The organism is Desulforhabdus sp. TSK, assembly GCF_022836495.1.
Lineage (GTDB): Bacteria > Desulfobacterota > Syntrophobacteria > Syntrophobacterales > Syntrophobacteraceae > Desulforhabdus.
This window is the reverse complement of record NZ_BQXM01000026.1, coordinates 45,962-68,184: the sequence shown is the minus strand read 5'-3', so window position 1 is coordinate 68,184 and position 22,223 is coordinate 45,962. Positions and strand designations below refer to the sequence as shown.

Annotated in this window: 22 protein-coding genes and 1 pseudogene; 17 read left to right on the top strand and 6 right to left on the bottom strand. The window is 56.3% G+C overall.

What is annotated here, in order from left to right:
- Positions 1-316 precede the first annotated feature (316 nt).
- Positions 317-583, bottom strand: a complete 267-nt coding sequence (locus tag MWC30_RS15115) for a type II toxin-antitoxin system RelE/ParE family toxin (RefSeq protein ID WP_244085028.1) — start codon at positions 581-583, stop codon at positions 317-319.
- Positions 570-824: a type II toxin-antitoxin system Phd/YefM family antitoxin gene (locus tag MWC30_RS15110; protein ID WP_244085027.1), complete on the bottom strand. Its 255-nt coding sequence runs from the start codon at positions 822-824 to the stop codon at positions 570-572. Before MWC30_RS15110 ends, MWC30_RS15115 begins: the two co-directional genes overlap by 14 nt.
- Positions 825-1,072: 248 nt before the next feature.
- Here MWC30_RS15110 and MWC30_RS15105 point away from each other — a divergent pair.
- From MWC30_RS15105 to MWC30_RS15095, 3 genes and pseudogenes are all read left to right on the top strand, one after another.
- Positions 1,073-1,260, top strand: a pseudogene (locus MWC30_RS15105) (transposase); the annotation flags it as partial.
- 385 nt (positions 1,261-1,645) lie between these two features.
- Positions 1,646-1,975 (top strand): hypothetical protein, encoded by a 330-nt coding sequence (locus tag MWC30_RS15100; RefSeq protein WP_244085026.1) that lies wholly within the window; start codon positions 1,646-1,648, stop codon positions 1,973-1,975.
- A complete protein-coding gene (locus tag MWC30_RS15095; protein ID WP_244085025.1) occupies positions 1,972-2,307 on the top strand; it encodes a hypothetical protein in 336 nt (111 codons plus the stop codon). Before MWC30_RS15100 ends, MWC30_RS15095 begins: the two co-directional genes overlap by 4 nt.
- 14 nt (positions 2,308-2,321) lie before the next feature.
- On the opposite strand, the gene MWC30_RS15090 is transcribed toward MWC30_RS15095, so the two are convergent.
- Genes MWC30_RS15090 through MWC30_RS15080 form a run of 3 tightly spaced genes read right to left on the bottom strand, consistent with a single transcriptional unit; the run spans position 2,322 to position 4,350 of the window.
- Positions 2,322-2,660, bottom strand: coding sequence for a cupin domain-containing protein (locus tag MWC30_RS15090; RefSeq protein WP_244085024.1), 339 nt, complete (start codon positions 2,658-2,660; stop codon positions 2,322-2,324).
- A 54-nt stretch (positions 2,661-2,714) separates the two neighbouring features.
- A complete protein-coding gene (locus tag MWC30_RS15085; protein WP_244085023.1) occupies positions 2,715-3,320 on the bottom strand; it encodes a TetR/AcrR family transcriptional regulator in 606 nt (201 codons plus the stop codon).
- A gap of 7 nt (positions 3,321-3,327) precedes the next feature.
- Entirely contained in the window at positions 3,328-4,350 is a 1,023-nt protein-coding gene (locus MWC30_RS15080; RefSeq protein ID WP_244085022.1) for a molybdopterin-binding protein, read from the bottom strand.
- Between the two features lie 359 nt (positions 4,351-4,709).
- On the opposite strand from MWC30_RS15080, the gene MWC30_RS15075 reads away from it, so the two are divergent.
- The 14 genes from MWC30_RS15075 (at position 4,710) to MWC30_RS15015 (ending at position 21,132) form a co-directional block, all read left to right on the top strand.
- Positions 4,710-5,201, top strand: a complete 492-nt coding sequence (locus tag MWC30_RS15075) for a (2Fe-2S)-binding protein (RefSeq protein ID WP_244085021.1) — start codon at positions 4,710-4,712, stop codon at positions 5,199-5,201.
- Positions 5,201-6,085 carry a xanthine dehydrogenase family protein subunit M gene (locus MWC30_RS15070; protein ID WP_244085020.1) on the top strand — a complete coding sequence of 295 codons (885 nt, stop codon included), beginning with the start codon at positions 5,201-5,203 and terminating at the stop codon, positions 6,083-6,085. The genes MWC30_RS15075 and MWC30_RS15070 overlap by 1 nt, the downstream gene beginning before the upstream one ends.
- Before the next feature lie 14 nt (positions 6,086-6,099).
- Complete coding sequence (locus MWC30_RS15065) at positions 6,100-8,376, top strand: xanthine dehydrogenase family protein molybdopterin-binding subunit (protein ID WP_244085019.1); 2,277 nt, start codon at positions 6,100-6,102, stop codon at positions 8,374-8,376.
- Between the two features lie 421 nt (positions 8,377-8,797).
- On the top strand, positions 8,798-8,923 hold the full coding sequence (locus MWC30_RS22535) for a hypothetical protein (RefSeq protein WP_256461265.1): 126 nt from the start codon (positions 8,798-8,800) through the stop codon (positions 8,921-8,923).
- 66 nt (positions 8,924-8,989) lie between these two features.
- On the top strand, positions 8,990-10,546 hold the full coding sequence (locus MWC30_RS15060; protein ID WP_244085018.1) for a class I adenylate-forming enzyme family protein: 1,557 nt from the start codon (positions 8,990-8,992) through the stop codon (positions 10,544-10,546).
- A 267-nt stretch (positions 10,547-10,813) separates the two neighbouring features.
- Positions 10,814-12,853 (top strand): 3-hydroxyacyl-CoA dehydrogenase/enoyl-CoA hydratase family protein, encoded by a 2,040-nt coding sequence (locus tag MWC30_RS15055; protein ID WP_244085017.1) that lies wholly within the window; start codon positions 10,814-10,816, stop codon positions 12,851-12,853.
- Positions 12,854-12,935: 82 nt separating this feature from the next.
- The gene (locus MWC30_RS15050; RefSeq protein WP_244085016.1) at positions 12,936-13,934 is read left to right on the top strand and encodes a TRAP transporter substrate-binding protein; all 999 of its coding nucleotides are present in this window, start codon (positions 12,936-12,938) and stop codon (positions 13,932-13,934) included.
- A 76-nt stretch (positions 13,935-14,010) separates the two neighbouring features.
- The gene (locus tag MWC30_RS15045; protein WP_244085015.1) at positions 14,011-14,493 is read left to right on the top strand and encodes a TRAP transporter small permease; all 483 of its coding nucleotides are present in this window, start codon (positions 14,011-14,013) and stop codon (positions 14,491-14,493) included.
- Positions 14,494-14,496: 3 nt separating this feature from the next.
- Positions 14,497-15,789 (top strand): TRAP transporter large permease, encoded by a 1,293-nt coding sequence (locus MWC30_RS15040; RefSeq protein ID WP_244085014.1) that lies wholly within the window; start codon positions 14,497-14,499, stop codon positions 15,787-15,789.
- Between the two features lie 167 nt (positions 15,790-15,956).
- The gene (locus MWC30_RS15035; RefSeq protein WP_244085013.1) at positions 15,957-16,481 is read left to right on the top strand and encodes a universal stress protein; all 525 of its coding nucleotides are present in this window, start codon (positions 15,957-15,959) and stop codon (positions 16,479-16,481) included.
- A 258-nt stretch (positions 16,482-16,739) separates the two neighbouring features.
- Complete coding sequence (locus tag MWC30_RS15030) at positions 16,740-18,656, top strand: GNAT family N-acetyltransferase (RefSeq protein WP_244085012.1); 1,917 nt, start codon at positions 16,740-16,742, stop codon at positions 18,654-18,656.
- 31 nt (positions 18,657-18,687) lie between these two features.
- Positions 18,688-19,515: an AAA family ATPase gene (locus MWC30_RS15025; protein WP_244085011.1), complete on the top strand. Its 828-nt coding sequence runs from the start codon at positions 18,688-18,690 to the stop codon at positions 19,513-19,515.
- Between the two features lie 69 nt (positions 19,516-19,584).
- On the top strand, positions 19,585-20,286 hold the full coding sequence (locus tag MWC30_RS15020) for a hypothetical protein (RefSeq protein ID WP_244085010.1): 702 nt from the start codon (positions 19,585-19,587) through the stop codon (positions 20,284-20,286).
- Positions 20,287-20,409: 123 nt separating this feature from the next.
- Positions 20,410-21,132: a DUF1614 domain-containing protein gene (locus MWC30_RS15015; protein ID WP_244085009.1), complete on the top strand. Its 723-nt coding sequence runs from the start codon at positions 20,410-20,412 to the stop codon at positions 21,130-21,132.
- A 120-nt stretch (positions 21,133-21,252) separates the two neighbouring features.
- Here MWC30_RS15015 and MWC30_RS15010 read toward each other — a convergent pair whose 3' ends face one another.
- Positions 21,253-22,032 carry an alpha/beta fold hydrolase gene (locus MWC30_RS15010; protein WP_244085008.1) on the bottom strand — a complete coding sequence of 260 codons (780 nt, stop codon included), beginning with the start codon at positions 22,030-22,032 and terminating at the stop codon, positions 21,253-21,255.
- Between the last annotated feature and the right edge of the window lie 191 nt (positions 22,033-22,223).

Here is a 22,223-nt window from a genome sequence, read left to right as displayed (position 1 = left end):
TGTCAAACAGGGCACGGCCAGGCGCAAAATGCCCTCGCATGAACCGTTTTAGAATGGCAGGAGCATTGCTTCCCAGTGCTGGAGTCAAATACCGGTCAACGGGCGTTCGCCAATTTGGACGCCCTAGTCTTGGCCGGACTCTTTGCCTTGGTCGTGTCATAGGGTTAGGGCTTTGCATCTCCTCGTCCCTATTGATTCGGAAGACGAGCGTGTTTGTTTCGAGGGCTTTGTGCTTATCATGATCGCAATAAGGAGTAATCTCAACGTTCATGCAACCAGGGTCTTTTGTGACTGAGGACAGCTGAGACTGACATGCTCACAGGCTGTTGAGCTGACGGTACACCTCGTCGTCATTCCTTTTGCCTATCAATGTCACTTTTAGGCAGTCTTCTTCACCTCGATAGACAATCCGGTATTCCCCGATATCGGCCCTTCTGTACGGATACCCTACAAGAGGAGAAGAATCGGGCGGCTCAGGATCTTCCATGAGAGCCAGAACCTTGTTGAAGATTTGACGATACTGCTTTGCCGGCAGTGGGCGAAAAAACTTCAGAACTTGTTTTGTGATATTAAGCTTCAACACGGAGGGAAGCCTCGATGAATTCCTTGCTTTCAGCTTCGCCCAAATACCCCTCTGCCTCCGCGGCCTTCGCTCTTTCCCCCCAATAAGCATCCTCGAGTTTGGTGAGACGTTCATACTCCTTCATGGATATCAGAACCGCTACCTGTTGTTTGGTTTTCTCAACCACAACCGGTTCCACCAAGGCCACTTGGAGATAGTGGCCCAACTTATTCTTCATCTCGGTCGCTTTTACGGTTACCATGTTTGGAGCTCCTTTTATCACACGAAATCTGATCATTTTAGCTAATATAGCCATCTAACACTTGTGCTTCAAGAGTTCTTTTGCTTAGGGGCCAAGAAGGGACGCCCTTAACTTATTAATTGCCCTTGGGTAAACCCCCGGCTTTGCCGGGGGACTCCCAGAGTTTGACATTTGCGGGAGTATGCGAAAGCCTCCCTCTTGTGGACAGCTCAAAGTTCGCAAAAGGAAAGGCTTTCGCATGGATGGAACTCAAAGGAAAGAACGCCAGATCGCCAGAACCTTCCTCGGAAGGAAGAAAAACTTCACTGGCCAGCACTTTTGGGCCAGGGGCTACTTTGTGTCCACGGTTGGAAGGGACGAGCAGATGATCCGTGAGTACATCAATAAGCAAGAAACCGAGGATCGCCGACTCGATCAACTGAATATGTTTGAATAGTCGCCACCTTGTAAGGTGGCCAAAGGTTTACAACCGCTTTGAGCGGTCCATGGTTTTACAAGCCTCCGGCTTTGCCGGAGGTATTTGACTTGGACCCGGCTCAGTCCTTCGTTTTTTGTGATCTCAGCTACGCAGGCGAACGACCTTGTTACGGCAATCGTTGAATTATTCAGTTGGAGCGCTATGGTGCGGCGCACCGCTTCCGTTGTGCCAGTGCCTGATTCTCTATCAGTTCCTCCTCTTTTCCCTTTGAAAATTCCATCGAATCACCTATGCAGTAGATGTCGGTTCGGAACTGGGCTTTTCATCTCACGCGGAGTCGCGGAGAACGCGGAGAAAACAACCCGACTTTTTTTGGGGATGATATTCAGGGGGAGACTCCAAAATGGATGAATGGGGAAGGGACCCCGGCGTACAAAGCGTCCGCAGGGTGTTTGGTCTTTTTGAGCGAGGGTATGATCATCTGCTGAAAGAGCTGAATCTGTCGCCCCTGGATGCGAGGCTGCGCCCTGCCCGCGAGGGAGCTTTGAGGCTGTATGGAAGAGCCTGCAGCCTGGCAGCGGCCAAAAGGCTGGGCTGGGATGAAACGGCGCATGCCGCCGTCTACCTGGAGTGCCTGGTCCTGGTGCTCGGCAGGCAGGGAATCCCCATTCCGGAAGGGGTGCGGCAGGCCCATCAGGCGCACGGCGATTTATTGCGGGAGGTGACGGCATGATCCGTTTGAGGCTTTTCGGCCGCTGTCGCATTTACCATGACCCGGTGAGCCCCGTATTGAAAGCGCCGGCCCAGATCGGGTGGGACGCCTGGTTTCGCAGCATTGACCTCGTCACCCCCAGGCGGCTCAAGGGAAAGGAGCTGCTGCTCCGGACACGCGGCTGGTGGACGGTGGAACCTTCCGAGGTGGCCGAGGTAGTCGAGCCCCACGGCCGGCTTGTGGTGGGAGAAAAAGGCGAGCTCATGGTGGAATTTGAAAATCAGCCCGCCGTCGAAGCCCTCTCCGCCGCCCTTTCGGAGCGTTTCGGCGGCCAGGTGCTCCTGGCGCCGTAGGGTTTTGCCGGATTTCAGATGGGGGATGCCACCACCAGGATGACACAATCCTCCGACCCGTTGTTCAGCAAAGCATGCGTCGAGCCGACGGGAATCCATGTGGCATCCCCGGGGCCTACCTGCCGGGTTTCATCGTCCACGCGTATCTGCCCGGTTCCGCTGGCTACGAAATAGATTTCCTCCATGGGATCGATATGTGCTTCGATCTCCCTGCCCGGAGCCAGCCGGGCGATGGCCAGAAAGCCGATCTCCTGCAAGACCCTGCGATCCAGGATCATCTGTGCGATGGCGCCCCCGTGGGCGCGGTAGGTGGTCTCCAGGACTTCTTTATCATTCACATTTCTTACGATCATCGTCTCCCTCTCCTTGTGCATGGTTGACTCATTTTTCAGACAGCCTCTCAGGGTTCATTTCATCTTTATCTGATGGAGGAGCCCATGGAAGAAGTTGGAGAAAATGCGCTCCGCCAGCTGCTCGGGCTTCACCTCTCCATCGGGGTCGTACCACTGCTGGATCCACACGCACATGCCCATGAGGCAGTGGGCTTCCACGGCAAGGTGATCGAGCGGCAGTCCTTCATGCTCGCAGAGCTTCGCAAGGGCTGATTTCCAATAAGAGACGTACTCCCGCTGCTTCTTCTTCAACTGGTCGTAGCGATCGCCCCTGAGGCAGTTTTCATCGTGGACGATGAGTCTGCTGCGGGATTTGTCCTCGCAATACTTGTCGATTTGGAGACGGATGATGGCCCGGATCAGTTCCACCGGGTCGGAAATCCGGGCGTGGAGCTCGCGCATGCCCTCCAGGAGCTCTTCCATGAAGCCGTCCAGGATGTGGAAAAGCAGCTCCTCTTTGGAATCGAAATAATAGTACAGCCCCGCCTTCGTCATGCCCACCGCATCGGCGATGTCCCTGAGGGATGCCTTGTCGTATCCCATGTCGCAGAGGATTTTGGCAGCGGTGCGGTGGATGAGGTCGACTTTTCGTTCACCTTCTTTCACGCGTCCATGTTTCATAAGTGGGTCAGGCTCCTTTGCCGAAGCCGCAATCCGGGTATCTGCATGCACTGCAGTTGACGCAGAGTCCTCCGTGAGCCAGCCGGACGATATCTTCGCGCGTGATCTCTTCGCCCGCCAGGATCCTCGGAAGCATGACATCGAAGATGCTGGTCTGGTGATACATGACACAGCCGGGCAGGCCCAGGACGGGAACATCACCCAGGTAGGCCAGCATGAACATGGCCCCCGGAAGCATCGGCGCTCCGTAGGTCACCACCCGCCCGCCGCAGGCTCGGATGCCCGAAGGTGTCACATCGTCGGGGTCCACGGACATGCCGCCGGTCACGGTGATCAGGGTCGCTCCCTGCTCCAGGAACGCATGGACAGCGTCCTTGATGAGCTCCGCGCGATCCGAAACGAAAGTCTGCCCCAGGACCCTGCACCCCAAATCCTCGAGCTTCTTCATGACGATGGGGCCGAAACGGTCCTGGATGCGGCCGTGATAAACCTCGCTTCCCGTGGTGATCACCCCCACATCGAGGCTCTGGAAGGGAAGGACCTGGAGGATGGGCTGATGCCTTCGGCAGACTTCCTCCACCTGCTCGATCCGGCCTTCCTCGATCACCAGGGGGATAATCCTCGTGCCTGCCAGGATTTTTCCTGCCGTCACGCGCTGGTGGGTGTGCAGGCTTGCGAAGACGATCTGCTCTGCGTTGACGGCGTAAAGCCCCTCCACATCGATCTTCAGGAGTCCGTCATACTCGGCAATCAGCTCGATCTTTCCCTCCCTGGGTGTGGAGAGCCGCACGCCCTTCCCCGCAGCAGCCTGGGCAATGCGGAGGGCTGCAGTGTCCTCGTGCAGCAATCCTTCGTTCATGTCCCAGACGTAGATGTGCTCCTTGCCCATGTCGAGAAGCCTGGCAATGTCTTCCTGCTGCAGGATATGCCCCTTCCTGAAGGCCGGACCTTTGAACTGTCCCGGGATGATCTGAGTCAAATCATGGCACAGAACCATTCCCACCGCGTCCTGTACGGGTACTGTCTTCACAATGTCCCTTTCGTGTTAATGGTCAGGATGTTTGGGCCATCTCAGGGAAACGGGCCTGACATGAATATCCGACGGAAACAATATCCCATTATTGTCGACCAAAACAGTGCAATATTTTCATGATGCGGGCTCTATCCTGCTCCGGCGCAGCGATACTCTCATGAAAACAAAATTTTTACCTGCCGACAAGTAAAAAATTGGTTCTCCGGCTTGGCAGCCGCCTCGCAGGCTGCGAAAAAAATATTGACTCCGCAAGAATTCGTCGATAAGGTTCGCTTGAACCGAATTTCTACCGCCCGGCAGGTAAAAATATTGGCAACTTTTCTGGAGTATTTCCAAATACGGGAGAATGGAAAATCATGAAGCATGTCATCACGTTGAATGTCAATGGAGATCCGTACACGGTGTCCGTCGATCCCTCGCAGACCCTGAACGAGGTGCTGAGGGAGGAGCTGAACCTTACGGGAGTCAAGCTCGGCTGCGGCTCGGGGGACTGCGGCGCGTGCACGGTCCTGATGGATGGAAGGGCCGTGAGCTCCTGCCTGACCCTGGCCGTGGAGGCCGAGGGAAAAGACATCCTCACGGTGGAAGGGCTCGCCCCGTCGGGCGAGAAGCTCCACGTCATCCAGGAGGAATTCATCGACAAGGGGGCCATTCAATGCGGCTTCTGTACGGCCGGGATGGAAATGTCCGCCCTGCACCTGCTCAACAAAAATCCCTCGCCCACGGAAACCGAGATCCGGGAAGCCCTTTCGGGAAACCTTTGCAGATGTACGGGATACGCCAAGATTGTTGAAGCCATTTCCTCAGCCGCTCAAAGAATGAACGATGCTTCGGAAAGGAACCAGTGATGAGGCTTTCAAAATTTGACTTCCATGCTCCCAAGACCATTTCCGAGGCCATCGAGCTGCTTCAGTCCAAGGGCCCGGATGCACGACTCATGGCAGGCGGCACGGATCTCCTGATGAAAATGAAGCACGGAGCCGTCAAACCCCCGTGCCTCATCTCCCTCAAGAGTGTTCCGGGGCTGAATGCCATCCGCTTCGATGAAAGCGCAGGGCTCACCATCGGGGCCACGGCGCTGCTCTCCGAGGTGGCCGAGCATCCGGACATTCTCAGGCACTATCCGACGGTTGCCCAGGCAGCCCGCGCAACGGCCAACGTACAGGTGAGGAACATGGGGACGGTGGTGGGGAATCTCTGCAATGCCTCGCCGGCGGCGGACAATCCTCCCATCCACATGGCCATGCGCGCTGTCGTCCTCATCGAGGGGCCGGGCGGGAAGCGGGAGCTCCCCCTGGACGAGTTTTTCAGGGGGCCGGGCGTCACGGCGCTCCTCCCCGCGGAGATCGTCACGGGCCTTCGAGTGCCGCGGATGCCCGTGAATGCGGGCACCGCCTACCACAGCCTTTCCGCACGGGGAAAGCTCGACTGCAACGCCGTTGGGGCCGCCGTCATGCTCACCCTGAAAGGGAAGATCTGCGAGGATGTCCGGCTCTTCATTTCGGCCTGCGGGCCCACTCCCCTGCGCGGCAGGAAAGCCGAGGAGATGGTCCGCGGCAAGGAGCTGACGGAGGAGATCGCTGCGAAAGCGGGAGCCGAAGCAGCCGAGGAATCGCTGCCCATCACGGATCTCCGAGCGAGCGCCGATTACCGGACCGAAATGGTGGCGGTCCTCACCCGACGGGTCCTGAAGGAAGCTTGCCAGATGGCCCTGACATCCCAGCCCGCATAACGAGGATAGATTCCATGAGAGAATTCAATATAGTCGGCAAACATGTCCCGAGAAACGACGCGCGCGCCAAGGCGACTGGAACCGCCATCTACACGGATGACATCAAGCTCCCGGGAATGCTTCACGGGCGCATCTTGAGGAGCCCGCTGCCTCACGCCCGGATCCTCCGCATCGATACGAGCAAGGCGGCGGCTCTCCCCGGCGTGCGCTGCGTCATCACGGGAGAAGACACCCCCAAGATCAAGTACGGGAACTGGCGGCTCTTCCCCGACACCCAGGATGAATATCCCCTGGCCATCGACAAGGTGCGCTTCATTGGCGACGAGGTGGCTGCGGTTGCCGCCGTGGATCTGGATACGGCGGAAGAGGCCCTCAGCCTCATCGAGGTGGAATACGAGGAGCTTCCGGCGGTTTTCGATGTGGAGTCGGCCATTGCCCAAGGGGCTCCCGTCCTCCACGACTACTGCCCCTCCAACATCAGTGTGAATCGAAAGATCCAGTACGGGGACCTGGAAAAGGCCTTTGCCGAGGCGGACTACGTCCGGGAAGACACCTTCACGGTTCATGCCGTGAGCCATGCCTACCTCGAGCCCTGTTCTTCCGTGGCCCAGGCGGACCTGGACGGCAGGATCACGCTCTGGACCTCCACCCAGACCCCCTACATCACCCAGTGCCTGCTCGCCTCCACCATGAATATGAGGGAAAACGACATCCGCGTCATCAAGCCCTTCGTGGGCGGTGGGTTCGGGGGCAAGATGGAGCTGCGCACCTGGGAGTTCTGCGCGGCTTTCATGGCCAAGAAGACAGGCCGCCCCGTCAAGTTCACCCTCTCGAGGGAAGAAGAGTTTCTCGCCGGCAGACGGCGGCACCCCATGAAGCTGACCTCCAAGGTCGGCTTCAAGAAAGATGGGACCCTCACGGGCAAAGATCTGCGCATCCACCTGGACGGCGGGGCCTACAACGCCATGGGTCCGACGGCCACATTTCTTTGCGGCAATTTCGGCGCCATGCTCTACCGCTATCCCAGCTACCGCTTTTTCGGTGAGCATGTCTACACGAACAAGCCGCCCGCCAGCGCCATGCGGGGATTCGGGGCTCCCCAGTCCATTTTTGCCACCGAAACCCAGATGAACATCGCGGCCGAAGAGCTGGGGATCGACCCCATCGAGCTGAGGCTGAAGAACGCTCAGGTATCCGGAGACAAGATCCCGGATGTGGCCACCATCTCCACCTGCGGCTTCAAAGAGTCCCTGGAGAAGGTGGCGGAGATGTGCAACTGGAAGGAAAAGCGCGCCCAGTACAAGACGGGCGGAGGCAAAGGCATCGGCATCGGCTGCTACAGCTTCATTTCCGGGGGGGTGTTCAACTGGTTCAACACACAGTATCCCTTCTCGGCCGCCGAAGTGAGGGCCTTCGATGACGGGACCGTCCACCTTCTCACCATGGCCGCGGACATCGGCCAGGGGTGTGACACGGTGGTGAAGCAGATCCTGGCCGAAGAGCTGGGCCTGAAAATGGAAGACATCCGGATCACCTCGGCAGACACCTCCATGACCCCCCAGGCGGATTTGGGGGCGTGGGGCAGCCGGCTCACCCTCATGAACGGCAACGCCGTGATCGATGCGGCCCGCAAGATCAAAGAACAGATTTTCGGCATGGTATCGGTGCGGTTCAATCTGAACGTCATCCACGAGATGGAGTGCAAGGACGGCAAAGTCTTTCCCAAGGGTCGGCCGCAGCGCAGCATGACTTTCGGGGAGGCGGTGGCCATGGCTCAGAAGGCCAACCGCGGCGAGCCCCTGGTGGCGCGGGGCTACTATACCCCCAGGGACAAGGGAATGGTGACGCCGGCGTTCAGCTTCGGAGCACAGGTAGCCGAGGTGGAAGTGGACAAGGAAACCGGGATTGTCCAGGTCAAAAAGTTCTGGACCGCTCACGATTGCGGCACGGTCATCAACCCCAAGGCGGTCGAAGGGCAGCTCGAGGGGGCCATCCAGATGGGGCTGGGCTATACACTCTCGGAGCAGTTCATCATGGATGGAGGGAAGACCCTCAACACCACCTTCCTGGACTACAAGATGCCCAATGCCATGGACATGCCTCCCAGCGAGACGGCTCACATCGACACCTATGAACCGGAAGGGCCCATGGGTGCAAAGGAAGCGGGCGAGGGGCTCGCCATTCCCACAGCGCCGGCCATCGCCGCGGCTGTCCATCATGCCACGGGATACCGATGCAAGGACCTTCCCATTACCCCCGAGAAGATCCTGAACGCGACGAAAAGCCTTTAGCAATCGTTTAATAGCTGAGAAAGCTCAGCAGGGTGGGCGGCGTGCCCACACCGCCCACCCTGCGCCCCGAGAGAGTTTTTGAGTAACTGTATGAAATTACTTTGCTCGTCATTCCAGCGGTTTTTAAGCCGGAATCCAGCCCAGCGAAAAACTTAGATTCCGGCTTAAAAACCGCCGGAATGACGAAACAGGGTGCATGCTAAGAGTGATTCACTCATCTTTTAGGGCATTTTTGAGAGAACTTTAAGATTCATTATAATGAACTTATAAACTCTGGCAGACCTTTTTTCTAAATAACAATAGTCTACTAAAAATATGCGCTCTGAGTAAACAATATGCAAATAGTAGGCTCAAAGCTGAATTAAAATTTGACAACCCGATAGAGGCAGCATAATATCGGCTCGGACGATATTTCATTATAATGAATTCTATATCCAGCTACTGCCATATTGAGAAGGTCATCAAGGGGGTTTCTGCCCCCCTCCATGGAACCGGTGCCGGTTGGGTGACGGCTGCAGAGCCTCGGGCGGGAGTCATGGAAATGTGAAAAGGACGTTTTATGTTTTAAGTCAAGATGTTGTCTTAGAAAGACCAATTTTTGGAGGAAGAGCCCATGAGCAGTGAATATACTCTCCGAGCCATGCTGACCCCAGACCCGCCGCACGATCTCGACAAGCCCGCATTCATTGAAAACGACAGACAGTTCACCTACCGGGAATTTATAGAACGGACCCGCCGCATGGGGAATGCGCTGCTGGGTTTTGGCCTTCAGAAGGGCGACCGGGTGGCCATTTTGAGCAAAAACAGCATCGAAAATGCGGAATCCTACTTCAGTATTCCCAATGCAGGGCTGGTCCTGGTGATGCTCAATTTCCGGCTCGCCATGCCCGAAGTGGAGACGATCCTGGACGATGCGCAGGCTTCGGTGCTCATGGTACATGAGGAGTATCTGGACCAGATCGAGCAGATCCGTCCGCGACTCTCTTTTGTCAAGCATTTTATACTGTTCGGAAACCAGTCCAAACTCCGCGAAGGGTGGCATGACTACGAGGCGCTCATGGAGCAGTCCTCTCCCCAGGCACCTCCCGTAGAGGTTGCCGACGACGACCTGGCCGCCCTCATGTACACGAGCGGCACGACGGGAAGCCCCAAGGGCTGCATGGTCCTGCACAGCAATTTTCATCACGTGGGAAGGGCTCAGACCGTCGAGCTGAGAACGACCCGGGATGACGTGGCCCTCATTCCCGCGCCATTGTTTCACGCCGCCGGGATGGTCATCCTCATGGACGCGGTCTATAACGGCGCCACCACCCTCATCATGCCCAATTGGGATCTGGACGCATTCCTGCAGCTCGTAGAGAAATACAAGGTGACCCTGGGGGTGCTCGCGACCCCCATGCTGGCCTTTCTTACGGATTATCCCGGGGCCGACCGGTATGACCTGAGCAGCCTGAAATCGGTGCTCTTTGCCGGGGCGCCCGTTACTCCCGTCGTTTTCGAGAAGGCCATCGAGCGGTTTGGCAACGTTTTTGTCCACGGCTACGGTACGACGGAGACGGTGGGGACCGTCAGCAACCTGAGGGTCGACCAGATTGGCGAAGCGCTGGCGCAGGGCAGGAAGGAAATCCTGGGCTCGTGCGGCAAATCCTATCCCAACATGGAGCCCCAGGTCGTGGATGATGACGGCAATCCCGTCCCTGCCGGCGGGGTGGGTGACGTTCGGGTGCGGGGCCAGGGAGTGACCGCCGGCTACTGGAACAAGAAGCGGGAAACGGAAAGCGCCTACAAGAACGGCTGGTACTACACGGGCGACCAGTGCCGGGTGGACGAGTACGGGTTCATGTACATCGTGGGAAGAAAGAAGGAAATGATCATCACGGGCGCTGAAAATGTCTATCCGGCCGAAGTGGAGAGCGTGCTTTACAAGCATCCGGCCGTCGGTCAGGCAGCGGTTGTCGGCATGAAGGATGATAAATGGGGCGAGATTGTCACCGCCTTTATCGTGAAAAGGCCCGACTCGGAGATCACCCAGGACGAGCTCAAGACATTCTGCAGGAAGGAAATCGCGGGATACAAGATTCCCAAAAAGATTTTATTTGTGGATAGCCTCCCCATGAGTCCAAGTGGTAAGATTTTAAAATATAAGCTCAAGGAGGAAGCAGCCGCTTAGTGCCGAGGATTGCAATTACGAAGCCGTTTACCTTCATTTTTTGTAGGAGCGGCATCCTGCCGCGACAAAGGTTGCGGTTATCCGCTCCTGTCACGGCTGGAAGCCGTTCCTACAACAAAATGGGCGCGAACTTACGATCTTCGGCACTTAGGCTGTCCCTTCCTGGTAAAGCTCATTGTCGGAAGCTTTATGGAAGACGGCCTGCCCACCGGCAGGTTTGCGGGCAGGCGCATTCACTGGACTCGAAACAGAAGAAACGAGGGAGAAATGAAGGAAATCAGCACAGTTGGAGTTGTCGGCGCTGGAAACATGGGCTCGGGGATCGCCCAGAAACTGGCCATGGAGGGGCTCAACGTCATCCTGGTGGATACCCAGCAGGACTTCGTGGAACGGGGCCTGAATACGATACGCCGCATCCTGGGCGAGGGTGTGGAAAGGAAAATTCTGAAACAGGAGCAGGTCGACGCCACTATGAATCGCCTCCATGGGACGACGGACCTGAAGGCTCTTGCCAACGCGGATATGGTCATCGAAGCGGTCTTCGAAAATGAACAGGTCAAGAAGGACCTTTTCAAAAATCTCGACCAGATCTGCTCCCAAGAAACCATCCTGGCCAGCAACACCTCCAGCTATTACGTTGCCGACCTGGCAAAGGCGACTTCGCGTCCCGACCGGTTCGTGGGCTTCCATTACTTCTATCATCCCGCCAAGAACCGGCTCCTGGAGGTCATCCCCCACGATGGAACGAGCGAAGAGACCGTCAAGCGTGCCCTGGAGGTCGGACGTCTGCATTCCAAGACCACCATTGTCGTGAAAGACGCGTCAGGGTTTTGTGTCAACCGGTTTTTCTCTCCCCTGCTGACGGAAGCCGTCCAGATCCTGGACGATGGGCTGGCGGACATTCCCACCATCGAAGAAGCAGCCAAGCAGGCCTTCAAGATCGGCATGGGTCCCTTCGAGCTCATGAACGTCACGGGCATTCCCATCACGCTCCATGCCTCCACCACCTTCGGCCGGGAGCTGGGGTCCCTCTATGGAACCCCCAAGTCCATTCCCAAAAAGGTCGTGGAAGGCACGCCCTATGATCTCAGCGGTGAGCCTGACCCGTCCAAATTTGAAATGGTTCAGGATCGTTTGTACGGAGCCTGTTTGGGTGCCGCTGCGGCCCTGGTCAGCGAGGGCATTGCCGGCATCGAGGACACGGACCTGGGCGCCAAGGTCGGCCTTCGCTGGAGGCAGGGCCCCTTTGAGATCATGAACCGCATCGGCATCGAAAAGACCTACCGGCTGGTGGAAGCCATGACCCATCGGTATAAAGATTTCAAGATGCCGGAGATCCTGATCCAGCAGCGCGAGCTGGGGAAGCCCTTCGAGTTCAAGTATGTGAAGCAGGAAGTCAAGGACGGTATCGCCTTCATCACTATCAACCGACCGGAGGCCATGAACGCTCTCAACGAGGTGACGGTCAAGCAGATTGCCGAGCAGTTCGACGCCGCCGAAGCCAACCCGGCTGTGAAGGCCATCGTGTTCCAGGGGGCCGGCAAAGCCTTCGTGGCGGGCGCCGATATTCGTTATTTTATTAATAATATTAAGAATAATCGTCTTGATGCCACCGAGGCGTTCACGCGATTCGGTCATGAGCTGTTCCTCAAGATCGAAAACTCCAAGAAGATCACCGTTGCCGTCCTGGATGGGTTGTCCCTGGGCGGAGGCAGCGAAATGGCTCTGGCCTGCCAGGCCATCGTGGCCACTCCGGCAGGGTCCATGGGCTTTCCGGAAACGGCCATCGGGATCTTTCCGGGGCTTGGCGGGATGATCCGCAGTGCCCGGCGGATGGGAACGGAATTGGCCAAGTACTATGTATTCACGGGCAAAACCATTTCCGCCCAGGATGCCTTCGATCTGGGCATCATCACGAAGCTGGTCCGTCCCCAGGAGCTCGAGAACGCCATCCGCGAGGTTTGCTCCGGGAGCAGGCCCGACAAGTACCGCGCTCGGGAAATTCCATCGAAGTTCGCAGAGTTGGCCAAGACCTGCTCCCCGGCCAATGTCGAAGCGCTGCTGGCGGGCAAAAAACCTGAAGGGGTTTCCGACGCCCTGGCGGAATCGACCCTCAAGGCGATTTCTCGAAAAGCGCCCCTGGCCTTGAAGAAGGCCAATGAGCTCATGGACGCGCAGCAGAAGGTAGCTATTCCGCAAGCCATCGAGCTGGAGCTGGCCGAGCTCCGCTATATGTTCTCCACGGAAGATGCCCTGACCGGTCTGTCCTCCCTCGGTGGAAAGCCACCGCAGTACAAGGGAAAATGAGTCGGAAGGTTTGAGTCGGTCATCGCGCTTCCTCAACCGCCCCGTCCCCAATGCAGGTCGGGGCGCAACGAAAGGAAACGGAATGAAGCGTACAGGAATGGTTTTTCTATTGGCCCTGGTGTTTTGTGTGAGCGCCTCCATGGTCCAGGCGGAACCGGTGGAATTCAAGTTTGCCCACTTCATCAATCCCATCGAGCCCGGTCCCGAATCCGGCCAATGGATTGAAAAGGACCTCAACGAGAAATTCGGCGACAAGATCAGCGCCAAGTATTTCCACTCGGGTCAGATGGGCAACGAGATCGAAATCGTCAAGAAGGTCCGCATGGGAGCGCTTCAGGGCGCCTACTGCACGGGCAACTATGCCCCGGAGCTCGGCGGCAAGTTTGGAATCGGGACCCTGGCCTTTCTGATGGATTCCTATGACAAGTGGGAAGGATTGTTGAATAATCCGGAGCTTCGCAAGGAGTTGTTCACCAGTCTTCAGGACAAGGATCTCCTGGTGCTGGATATGGCTTTCTTCGGCCTCTACGGCATTGTCAGCACCAAGCCGGTCAAGACCCTGGAAGAGCTCAAGCCCATGAAAATGCGGACAACTCAGGCCCGCTACCCCCTGGCGTTCTGGAATGCCCTGGGGATGAACCCCGTGCCCATGGCCTGGGCGGATGTGTTCCCCGGCCTCAAGCAGGGTGTGGTGGACGGGACGGACCAGACGGAAAATATCGCCCGTATGCGCCTGGCCGATGTCTGCAAGTACTTCCTAACGACCAGGCACATGGTGGGAACCTTCTTTTTTGTCGTCAATGACAAGTGGTGGAATGGACTTCAGCCCGAGGTTCGCGACGCACTCTCCAAAACGATCTCCGAAAATCTCGCCAAGGCGCGCCAGGCCAGCAGGAAGCTGACGGAAGAGGCCCCTGCGGGATTGAAGGGAAAGGGTGTGACCGTGTCCGAGCTTTCACCTGAGGATATGGCCAAGTTCAAGGCTCTGCAAATGCCGGTTTGGGATAAGTTCGAAGACGAGGTGGGCAAGGACTGGATGACCAAGATCAAAACCTTCACCGCTTCAGTGGAAAAGAAATAGACCTTCATTTTCCGGGAAACGCTCCGCCCGTGGTGCTCTCCTGCCACGGGCGGCATCAATGGGCAAGGAGCTCCTCTTGAAAAAGCTTATCGCCGTCATAGACATTCTGGAGCGGTGGGGTATTCTGATCAGCTTCTCCGTGAGCCTTGTTGCGCTGACGATCAGCATTGTCACCCGCTACGTTTTTCAAAGGCCGTTGACCTGGCCGGACGAGTTGACCACTTATCTCTTTATCGCCATGACTTTCCTGGGCGCCAGTGCTTCGGTGAAGAACGGCATGGAGCTGAAGGTGGACGCCCTCTATGAAGCCTTTCCCCAGTGGCGGTCCCAGATGGATGTGATCCTGCACGTGGTCCGCTTGGGAGTATGCATCACGTTCATCTATGCGGGATGGAAATTCGTCCTCATTGAAATGGATATGGAAACAGTCACCCCCATACTCCTCATCCCCTCCAGCGTCATTGCGGCCATGCTTCCATTTTTCGGCCTCATCATGGGAATCCGGTCCGTGGATTGCCTGGTCCAGCTGATCCGTGAACACCGTGTGAAAGGGCAATAGATCATGGAATCCATCGTTATCCTGTCTATTCTGTTTGCCTTATTATTTCTCCGCATCCCCATCTATATCTGCCTCTACCTTACCGGTGTGCTGGGTCTATGGATCTTCACCAGCATGGACTTCATCTTCGTGGCGCAGACCATCCTGAAAAAGCTCGACAACTTTTCCCTCCTCTGCATCCCCTTCTTCATCCTCATGGGATCGGTCATGGTTCGGGGGAAGTCCGCCGAACGGCTGGTGCACCTCGGCTGGAAAACCGTGTCGTGGCTGCCGGGAGGGTTGGGGATCACAGCCGTCATTTCTTCGGGCGTGTTCGGGGCCATCAGCGGGTCGGCCATTTCCACCGTGGTGACCATCGGCGGCGTCATGTTTCCCCACATGGACAAGTTCAAATACCCCAAGGATTTTTCCGTCGGGCTGGTGACGTCGGCGGCCATCCTGGGAATCATCATTCCCCCCAGCATCATCATGATCATTTGCGCCCTGACGGCGGGTGAGTCCGTTGTCCGTCTCTTTGCTGCGGGCTACGTGCCCGGCATCCTGATCATGATTCTGCTGTCCATTTATGCCTGGTTTGAAGCGCGCCGCAAGGGCATGGGCAAGGAGGCCCTCGAGCCTTTCGATCTCAAAGGCTTTCTGGTGGCTGCCAAGGATGCATTTTTAGGGATTTTCACGATCCTGGTGCTGTTCGGCGGCATCTACTCCGGTGCGTTCACCATCACCGAAGCGTCGGTGGTTGCCTGCGTGCTGATCATCATCATCGAGATGGTCATCTATCGGGCGGTGACCCTGAAGGACTTGAAGGAGCTCATTATTTCCAGCGGTGTCGTGAGCGGCGGGCTTTGCATCATCGTCGGCGGTGCGGGCGTCATCTCCGAGTACATCATTCTCCGGGAGATTCCTCAGAAAATCCTGGAGCTTGCCATGGTCCATATTCCCAATGCCTCTGTGTACCTGGCCTTCACGTGCGTGGTGCTCCTCATCATCGGGACCTTCATGGACCAGGTGGGCGCCATCATGATCCTGGTGCCCATCATGATGCCGATCGCCAACCATTTCAACATCGATCCCATTCATTATTGCCTCCTTTTCAGCGTGGGGCTGGGCATCGGGTACATCACGCCGCCCCTGGGGCTGCTCCTCTACACGGCCCAGGCCATCACCCGGCTGGATTTCATCATGATCTGCAGGGCCATCATGCCCTCCGTCATCATCTATATCATTTCATTGTTCATCCTGGCCTATATCCCCTGGTTGTCCACGGTGGTTCCAGACCTGCTGCTGGGCCCCATGTAACCTTCATGCGACTCGAAGCCAAAGCCTTCCGGAAGGGGGGGCATACCCCCCGGAGAGGCTCGTCACATTTTTCGTGCATCGTCGAAGGATATCGGATAAAGGATTGAAGAACGGTTCTGTGAATCGTCGAGGACAGGATGGAACCGGATTCCAAGGAGAGCACCTTCATGGTACCCATGATCAGGAATATTCTTTTTACCACCGACCTGAGCGAGAACTCCAGGCATGCGTTCACCTACGCGGCGGTTTCGGCCGCACGGCATGGCGCCCGCATCGTCCTGCTGCATGTCATGGAAAAATCCAACCCCGTGGCCGAGCAGCACGTCGCCGCACTCTTTGGCCAGGAAAAATGGCAGAAGATGCAGGAAGGCCATAAGCAGTCTGCAAGGAATGTCATCATCGGCAAGCGATCGGATTACGATGTCATCCGCCAGGCGCTGGCAAGTTTTTCTTCCTTCACGGACAATACGGAGGCCGAGATCGCCTTCGGCGATCAGGACATCATTGTGAAGGAAGGCAATGCCATCGACGAAATTCTTGCGGTGGCCGACGAAAAGGAATGCGACCTCATTGTCCTCGGATCCCATAAAGGCCTCAGGGGCAAAAGATCCCTTGGGAACGTTGCAAAGGAAATTCTACATCGAGCGAAAGTCCCCGTTCTAGTGGTCCCTCCAGCCGAAACTTCTCCGTAATCGGAGGCTTTATACTTGTTGAGGATAGAAATCTGAGCTCTGTAGTAGGGTGCGTTTGACGCACCAGTATCACTCGGTGCGTCAAACGCACCCTACCCATGTACCGCCGGAAGTTGAAAGATTTGTTGATTCGAAAGATCTCAACCTCAACGACTGTAAAAACTTCAGCCGCCTTCTCCTGGGGGAGGAGGAGAGTGGCTGTGCCGGGAAGATGCGGAAGGTGCGAGCTGGAGACCTGAAGATTCCGAGGAGAAGCCCATGGAATTCCCGGAAGGTCTTGCCGATTGTCATCGCAGGAAGATCAAGACAGCTCGCGAGAGTGTTTCCCTCATCCGAAGAGGAAGCCGCGTTTTTATAGGAACAGGTTGCGGAGAGCCCAGGCATCTCGTTGAAGCCCTCATCGACAACCAGAATTTAAAGGATATCGTCATCTACCAGATGCTTTCATCGGCTCTGGCGCAGTATGTCGATGACGAGTCCTTCTTGCGGCGCTTCCTCCTCAAAACCTTCTTCATCAGCTCTCCCATGCGCAGAGCCGCTTTTGAAGGAAAAATCGATTACATCGCCACCCATCTTTCCCAGATCCCTTCCCTGTTCCACAACCACATCATCGCCCTGGATATCGCTCTCATCGCCGTGAGCGCTCCGGACAAGTTCGGGTATTGCAGCCTGGGCATTTCCGTTGACGTGACCAAAGCCGCCGCCGCCAATGCCGGCTTCGTCATCGCCCAGGTCAATCCCCTTATGCCGCGAACCCTGGGGGACAGCTACATCCACCTGGACGATATCGACTGCCTGGTCCTCCATGAAGAACCCCTGGTGGAGACTTTTTCCACAACGAAGGAAAATGAGATCTCCAAACGCATCGGGTATTACGTCTCCCAACTGGTGGAGGACGGCGCCACCCTGCAGCTGGGGTTCGGCCAGCTCCCCAATGCCCTTCTCAAGTATTTGAAAGACAAGAAAAACCTTGGGATGCATACCCCCATGATCACCGATGCGCTCCTTCCTCTTTTTGAATCGGGGGTCATCAACAACAAGGAAAAAACCCTTCTGCCGGGTAAAGTCGTCACCAGCATGTGCATGGGGACTCAGAAAGTCTACGATTATGTGGACAACAACCCGACTTTTTACTTTGCCTCCTCGGAATTCGTCAACAGCCCCGCCACCATCGCCCTCAACGACCGTATGATCTCCATCGGGACCGCCCTGGAAGTGGACATTACGGGGCAGATCTGCAGCGAGTCCCTGGGCTATCTGTTTTACAGCGGCATGGGCGACCAGGCCGATTCCATCCGTGGAAGCGCCATGTCCAAGGGGGGAATTTCCATCATCGCCCTTCCCTCCACCGCTCACGACGGTGCCATCTCCCGCATTGTGCCGCATTTGAGTGAAGGGGCCGGCGTCACCAGTACACGGGGGGATATCCATTTTGTCGTCACGGAATACGGCATAGCCGAGCTCCAGGGGAAGGGGATTTATGAGCGGGTCGTCGAGCTGGCTCAAATCGCGCATCCAAAGTTCCGCAAGGATCTGATCGACATGGCCAAGAAGCACCACTACATCTTTCCCGACCAGTTGCCCCCGCCCGAGGAAGATTTGATCTTTCTGGAAAGGTATAAGAGCAGCATTCAATTGAAGGATGACAGGATCATCGAGCTTAGACCCCTGTTGCCATCGGATGAGCTTGCCTACGGCAACTTCATGTATTCCCTGGAAAAGAGCACGCTGTATTATCGATTCTTCAGTAAGATGATGGATTTTTCACACGAAGTCGTGCAGAAGCACTGGTCCTTCGTGGATTATCGCCGCAACATGTCCATCATCGGCCTGGCAAGGAGCAGGGGATACAAGCAGATCGTGGCGGTTGCTTCGTACGCCGAGATGGAGGAGAATCGAGCCGAAGTCGCCTTCGTAGTCCGCGAAGATTTTCAGAGTGCCGGCGTCGGCTCTCGGCTGCTGGAGGTGCTGGAAAGAATTGCCAAGGAAAACGGTTACAAAGGATTCTTTGCCAGAGTGCTGCGGGAAAATTCGAGCATGTTCCAGGTCTTCAAGAAAAAATACCCCCGTTTGAAAGGGGTCCTGTCGGGCTCGGAAATCGAGGTCACCATGGATTTCGATTCCCGCAGTATCACGTCCCCCATACCCGAAGGCGCGTCGACGCCGACGATATAGTTCCTTGGAAATCTCGAAGGGGTTCTGACTTATGCCGGTTCTATTCATTTCGCGCGGCACGATGGCCGGAGTTCGGCAACTGGTAAAATGCCTGGTCGCACGTACAGGAATTCGCGAGGTTTCCCATGAAGATCTGACAAAAATAGTAAATCAGCACGGTGATATAGCCACCCGGGTGACACAGCAGATCGATGCAGCCATCTCCGCTTACGATCAGTTCAGCCGATTGCGGTGGCCCTATTGGGTACTCATGCGGCAGGCTTTACTGGAGGAAATTCTTCCCGACAATATGGTGTACCATGGCTATTCGGCACATTTTCTGCTGCCGATGCTGCAGCACTTCATCCGGGTCCGTATTGACGCTCCTCTCGAGCTTAGAGTCAAGATGACCGTCGAACGTTTCAAGGGAGACGAAGAAGCGGCTCGAGACTATATCTCCAAGGTTGACGACGAGCGTGTGCGCTGGGCCCGGTTCATGTACTACCGGGACGTTCGTGATCCCAAGTATTATGATCTGCACCTCAATTTGGGACACATGAGCCTCCATGCGATGTGTGGCATTCTGAGCGGGGTGATGTCGGAAGAAGAATTCCAGACTCTTCCTGAAACGATGGCTGAAGTGGAGCGACTGCTCCGTGCGGCTTCCATTGAGGCTGCATTGGTGACGGATCCCAGGACTTACGGTTTCGAGATCGGCGCAAGAATTGAAGGAGCTGATGTCCGACTGTGCGGACCTTACCTCGAGGAGGAACAGCTCAAGACGGTGACAGAAATAGCTTCAGGAATAGCCGGTACGGAAAAAATAACCTACACTCCCGGCTATGCGGCTCCATTCGACTTTTTGCAGGGGAAACCTTGAGAAAGTGTTGAGCTTTGATACTTCGCCATATCTCGATCTACATTTTTTGCAGCCTGAAGGAGCTCACAAATGGGTGAGGATGAGCGCAGATTTCGCGACGAGTTGGCCTCCGCGGTAGCTGTTATCCAATCTTTACTGCAACGCTCTGTGACCATCCAGGAGCAAAGCAACGAGATCGAGAAGGAAATTCATCAACTCGGAAAACAAAGAACGGAACAGACATCGGGACTGCTCGCATCGGCGAACGCTGAAAATGCTCTGGCGCAGCAGCGAACCGGCATGGCCCAGGAGCGGACAGCTCTTGTGCGGGAGCAAACGCGCCTTTCCACACGGTCCACCGAGCTCGCAACCATTCGCACGGATTTTGCCAAAGAGAGAACCGGCCTGGCGGTTCAGCGCACAGACCTTGCGGCCCTGCGTACTGATTTTTCCCGCAACAGGACCAACCTTGCCGGCCAGCGAACGCACATGGCCAGCTCTCGCACGCTGCTCTCCGAAAAGCGCACCGGGCTGGCCGGCAAGCGCACCGTCTTCTCCAATATGCGCACAGAGCTGGCTCGCGGGCGAACCCATCTTGCTCTGATACGAACTGCGCTGGCCTTTCTGTCATTGGCGGTAGCGTTTTTTCGGTTTTTCGGCCTTTCCTGGTGGTCTCTCTTTGACGGGCTCCTGGCGGTGGGCAGCCTGATGGTGATGTCCGTCGGACTTTCCGGCTATTGGAAGACAATCCGTTCCATCAGAGCACTGGAAAGCACATCCGATGCAGAATAAGAAGCGACGGCACCCGTGCCGCTCGGGCTTCAGGAGTTCAAGGCCCCGGTAGCCCATGGGCTTTGGGGTGAGAAGCGAAGTGAACGATTTCCCTCCAAACAGGCATAAGAGGAGAACATCAGGATGCATTACTTTCCGATATCCTTGCCCTTCGTACTGTTCTTTGTTTTTCTCTGCATCTTTCTTGTCACTTTCATCGAAGTCGGGATCCTGAGCTATGCATATCAGCGGATGGGAATCGGCAGGCGCCATCTATTTTCCCTTCTGCTTCTCTCACTTTTCGGAAGCTACATAAACATCCCTGTCTTTCAACTTCCTCCTGAGCAGGTCATGTCCAATTCTTATGTGGATTTTTTTGGCGTGCGACACATGATCCCACTGGTCAATCAATGGCCGGGAACGGTAATCGCCGTGAACCTTGGCGGGGCTGTCATTCCCGTGGTGCTTTCCATATATCTCATCGTGAAGAACCGGCTCTATGGGCCGGCTGTGGTGGGAATCGCCCTGCTGGTTTTCATCGTACACCTCCTGGCCTATCCGGTCAGGGGAGTGGGAATTGCCGTGCCCGTCTTTCTCCCGCCCCTTGCTGCAACAGCGGTGGCCATCACCCTTTCACGAAAGTATGCTCCATCGCTGGCCTATATTTCAGGGAGCATGGGAACGCTCATAGGGGCGGACATCCTGAACCTCGGCAAAATCCAGGGATTGGGGGCGCCCGTTGCCTCCATAGGTGGTGCGGGGACGTTTGATGGAATCTTTCTGACGGGGATTCTTGCGGTGTTGATTGCAGGCTTTACCGTAAAGGCGAATGGCGGGTCCACACCCTCCCAGCTGTCCAGCCGTTGAGATAAGACTTTATATCCGGCCTTCGCCCGAATGCCTGAGCCTGTGTGCAAAAAGACACCCCTGCGCTCCTCATCACGCAAGCTTTTTAGGTAGCCCGCTGAGCCATGAGGCGCTATCCTCTCAGGTTGCCATCAGTCGTTGCACAAACGCCCCCACCTCTTCGATCACGGCCTCGGGCTGGTCCTTGTGGGGGGAATGGCGGCAGTCGGCCAGCTTCAGCAGTTGCACATCTTTCGCCTGGCGGGCGATGCGGTCCAGCTGGTCCATGGTGCCGTATTCGTCGTCCTCCCCCTGAATGGCCAGGATGGGACAGGAGATGGTCGGCAGGTATTCCTCGATGTTCCAAAGCGGGAATTGTGGATGGAGCCAGACATCGTTCCAGCCCCGAAAAGCGGAGTCGACATGGGCATGAAATTTTGCGAGGCGTTCTCTGAGATGGGTTTCAGGATCATCGTAAATCGCTTTGGCTGCTAAGATGCTGCGGATGCAGACATCCTCCACGAGCACGTGGGGCGCCATGACGATGACACCCGTGAGGGGCACTTTCGTACCGCCGGCACAAATCAGGGCAATGGAGGCGCCGTCGCTGTGGCCCAGGAGGATGGGCTTCTGGAGGGAAAGCTTGTGGAGGAGCTCGGGTAGAGCATTCAAGCCTTCGTTGTGCATGAAGTCCACGTCGTGGGGCCGGGTGATGGGGTCGGACTTTCCGTAGCCATAGCGGGAATAGACCACAGCCTCGCAGCCGGTGGCATCGGCCACGACTTGAGGAAAATCCCGCCACATGGCGACGGAGCCCAAGCCCTCGTGGAGAAAAACAATGCTGGGATAACCCTGCCTGGGATGAGCGGAAGGCAACCGCACGTATTCGATACGGTGTCCCTGGACAGTGATGAAACTCATTGATACTCCGATGAAAAGCTCTTTAGAGGCTTTCTAAAAAAATCATCTGATCGGGAGTCAAACCTGCTTCGATTCCCCCTTTGGGAGGCAGGGGGGCACTGCTGTTGGCTTAACCAATATTCGTCATTCCGGCGAAAGCCGGAATCCAGGAAAATAAAGACTTTCTGGACCCTGGTTTTCACCGGGGTGAC

What these genes read in the sequence shown, in the direction of transcription:
- MWC30_RS15110 (WP_244085027.1), bottom strand. Translation starts at nt 824, where the DNA reads ATGGTAACCGTAAAAGCGACCGAGATGAAGAATAAGTTGGGCCACTAT.
- MWC30_RS15100 (WP_244085026.1), top strand. Translation starts at nt 1,646, where the DNA reads ATGGATGAATGGGGAAGGGACCCCGGCGTACAAAGCGTCCGCAGGGTG.
- MWC30_RS15095 (WP_244085025.1), top strand. Translation starts at nt 1,972, where the DNA reads ATGATCCGTTTGAGGCTTTTCGGCCGCTGTCGCATTTACCATGACCCG.
- MWC30_RS15090 (WP_244085024.1), bottom strand. Translation starts at nt 2,660, where the DNA reads ATGATCGTAAGAAATGTGAATGATAAAGAAGTCCTGGAGACCACCTAC.
- MWC30_RS15085 (WP_244085023.1), bottom strand. Translation starts at nt 3,320, where the DNA reads ATGAAACATGGACGCGTGAAAGAAGGTGAACGAAAAGTCGACCTCATC.
- MWC30_RS15075 (WP_244085021.1), top strand. Translation starts at nt 4,710, where the DNA reads ATGAAGCATGTCATCACGTTGAATGTCAATGGAGATCCGTACACGGTG.
- MWC30_RS15070 (WP_244085020.1), top strand. Translation starts at nt 5,201, where the DNA reads ATGAGGCTTTCAAAATTTGACTTCCATGCTCCCAAGACCATTTCCGAG.
- MWC30_RS15065 (WP_244085019.1), top strand. Translation starts at nt 6,100, where the DNA reads ATGAGAGAATTCAATATAGTCGGCAAACATGTCCCGAGAAACGACGCG.
- MWC30_RS22535 (WP_256461265.1), top strand. Translation starts at nt 8,798, where the DNA reads ATGAATTCTATATCCAGCTACTGCCATATTGAGAAGGTCATCAAGGGG.
- MWC30_RS15060 (WP_244085018.1), top strand. Translation starts at nt 8,990, where the DNA reads ATGAGCAGTGAATATACTCTCCGAGCCATGCTGACCCCAGACCCGCCG.
- MWC30_RS15055 (WP_244085017.1), top strand. Translation starts at nt 10,814, where the DNA reads ATGAAGGAAATCAGCACAGTTGGAGTTGTCGGCGCTGGAAACATGGGC.
- MWC30_RS15050 (WP_244085016.1), top strand. Translation starts at nt 12,936, where the DNA reads ATGAAGCGTACAGGAATGGTTTTTCTATTGGCCCTGGTGTTTTGTGTG.
- MWC30_RS15040 (WP_244085014.1), top strand. Translation starts at nt 14,497, where the DNA reads ATGGAATCCATCGTTATCCTGTCTATTCTGTTTGCCTTATTATTTCTC.
- MWC30_RS15035 (WP_244085013.1), top strand. Translation starts at nt 15,957, where the DNA reads ATGGTACCCATGATCAGGAATATTCTTTTTACCACCGACCTGAGCGAG.
- MWC30_RS15030 (WP_244085012.1), top strand. Translation starts at nt 16,740, where the DNA reads ATGGAATTCCCGGAAGGTCTTGCCGATTGTCATCGCAGGAAGATCAAG.
- MWC30_RS15025 (WP_244085011.1), top strand. Translation starts at nt 18,688, where the DNA reads ATGCCGGTTCTATTCATTTCGCGCGGCACGATGGCCGGAGTTCGGCAA.
- MWC30_RS15020 (WP_244085010.1), top strand. Translation starts at nt 19,585, where the DNA reads ATGGGTGAGGATGAGCGCAGATTTCGCGACGAGTTGGCCTCCGCGGTA.
- MWC30_RS15015 (WP_244085009.1), top strand. Translation starts at nt 20,410, where the DNA reads ATGCATTACTTTCCGATATCCTTGCCCTTCGTACTGTTCTTTGTTTTT.
- MWC30_RS15010 (WP_244085008.1), bottom strand. Translation starts at nt 22,032, where the DNA reads ATGAGTTTCATCACTGTCCAGGGACACCGTATCGAATACGTGCGGTTG.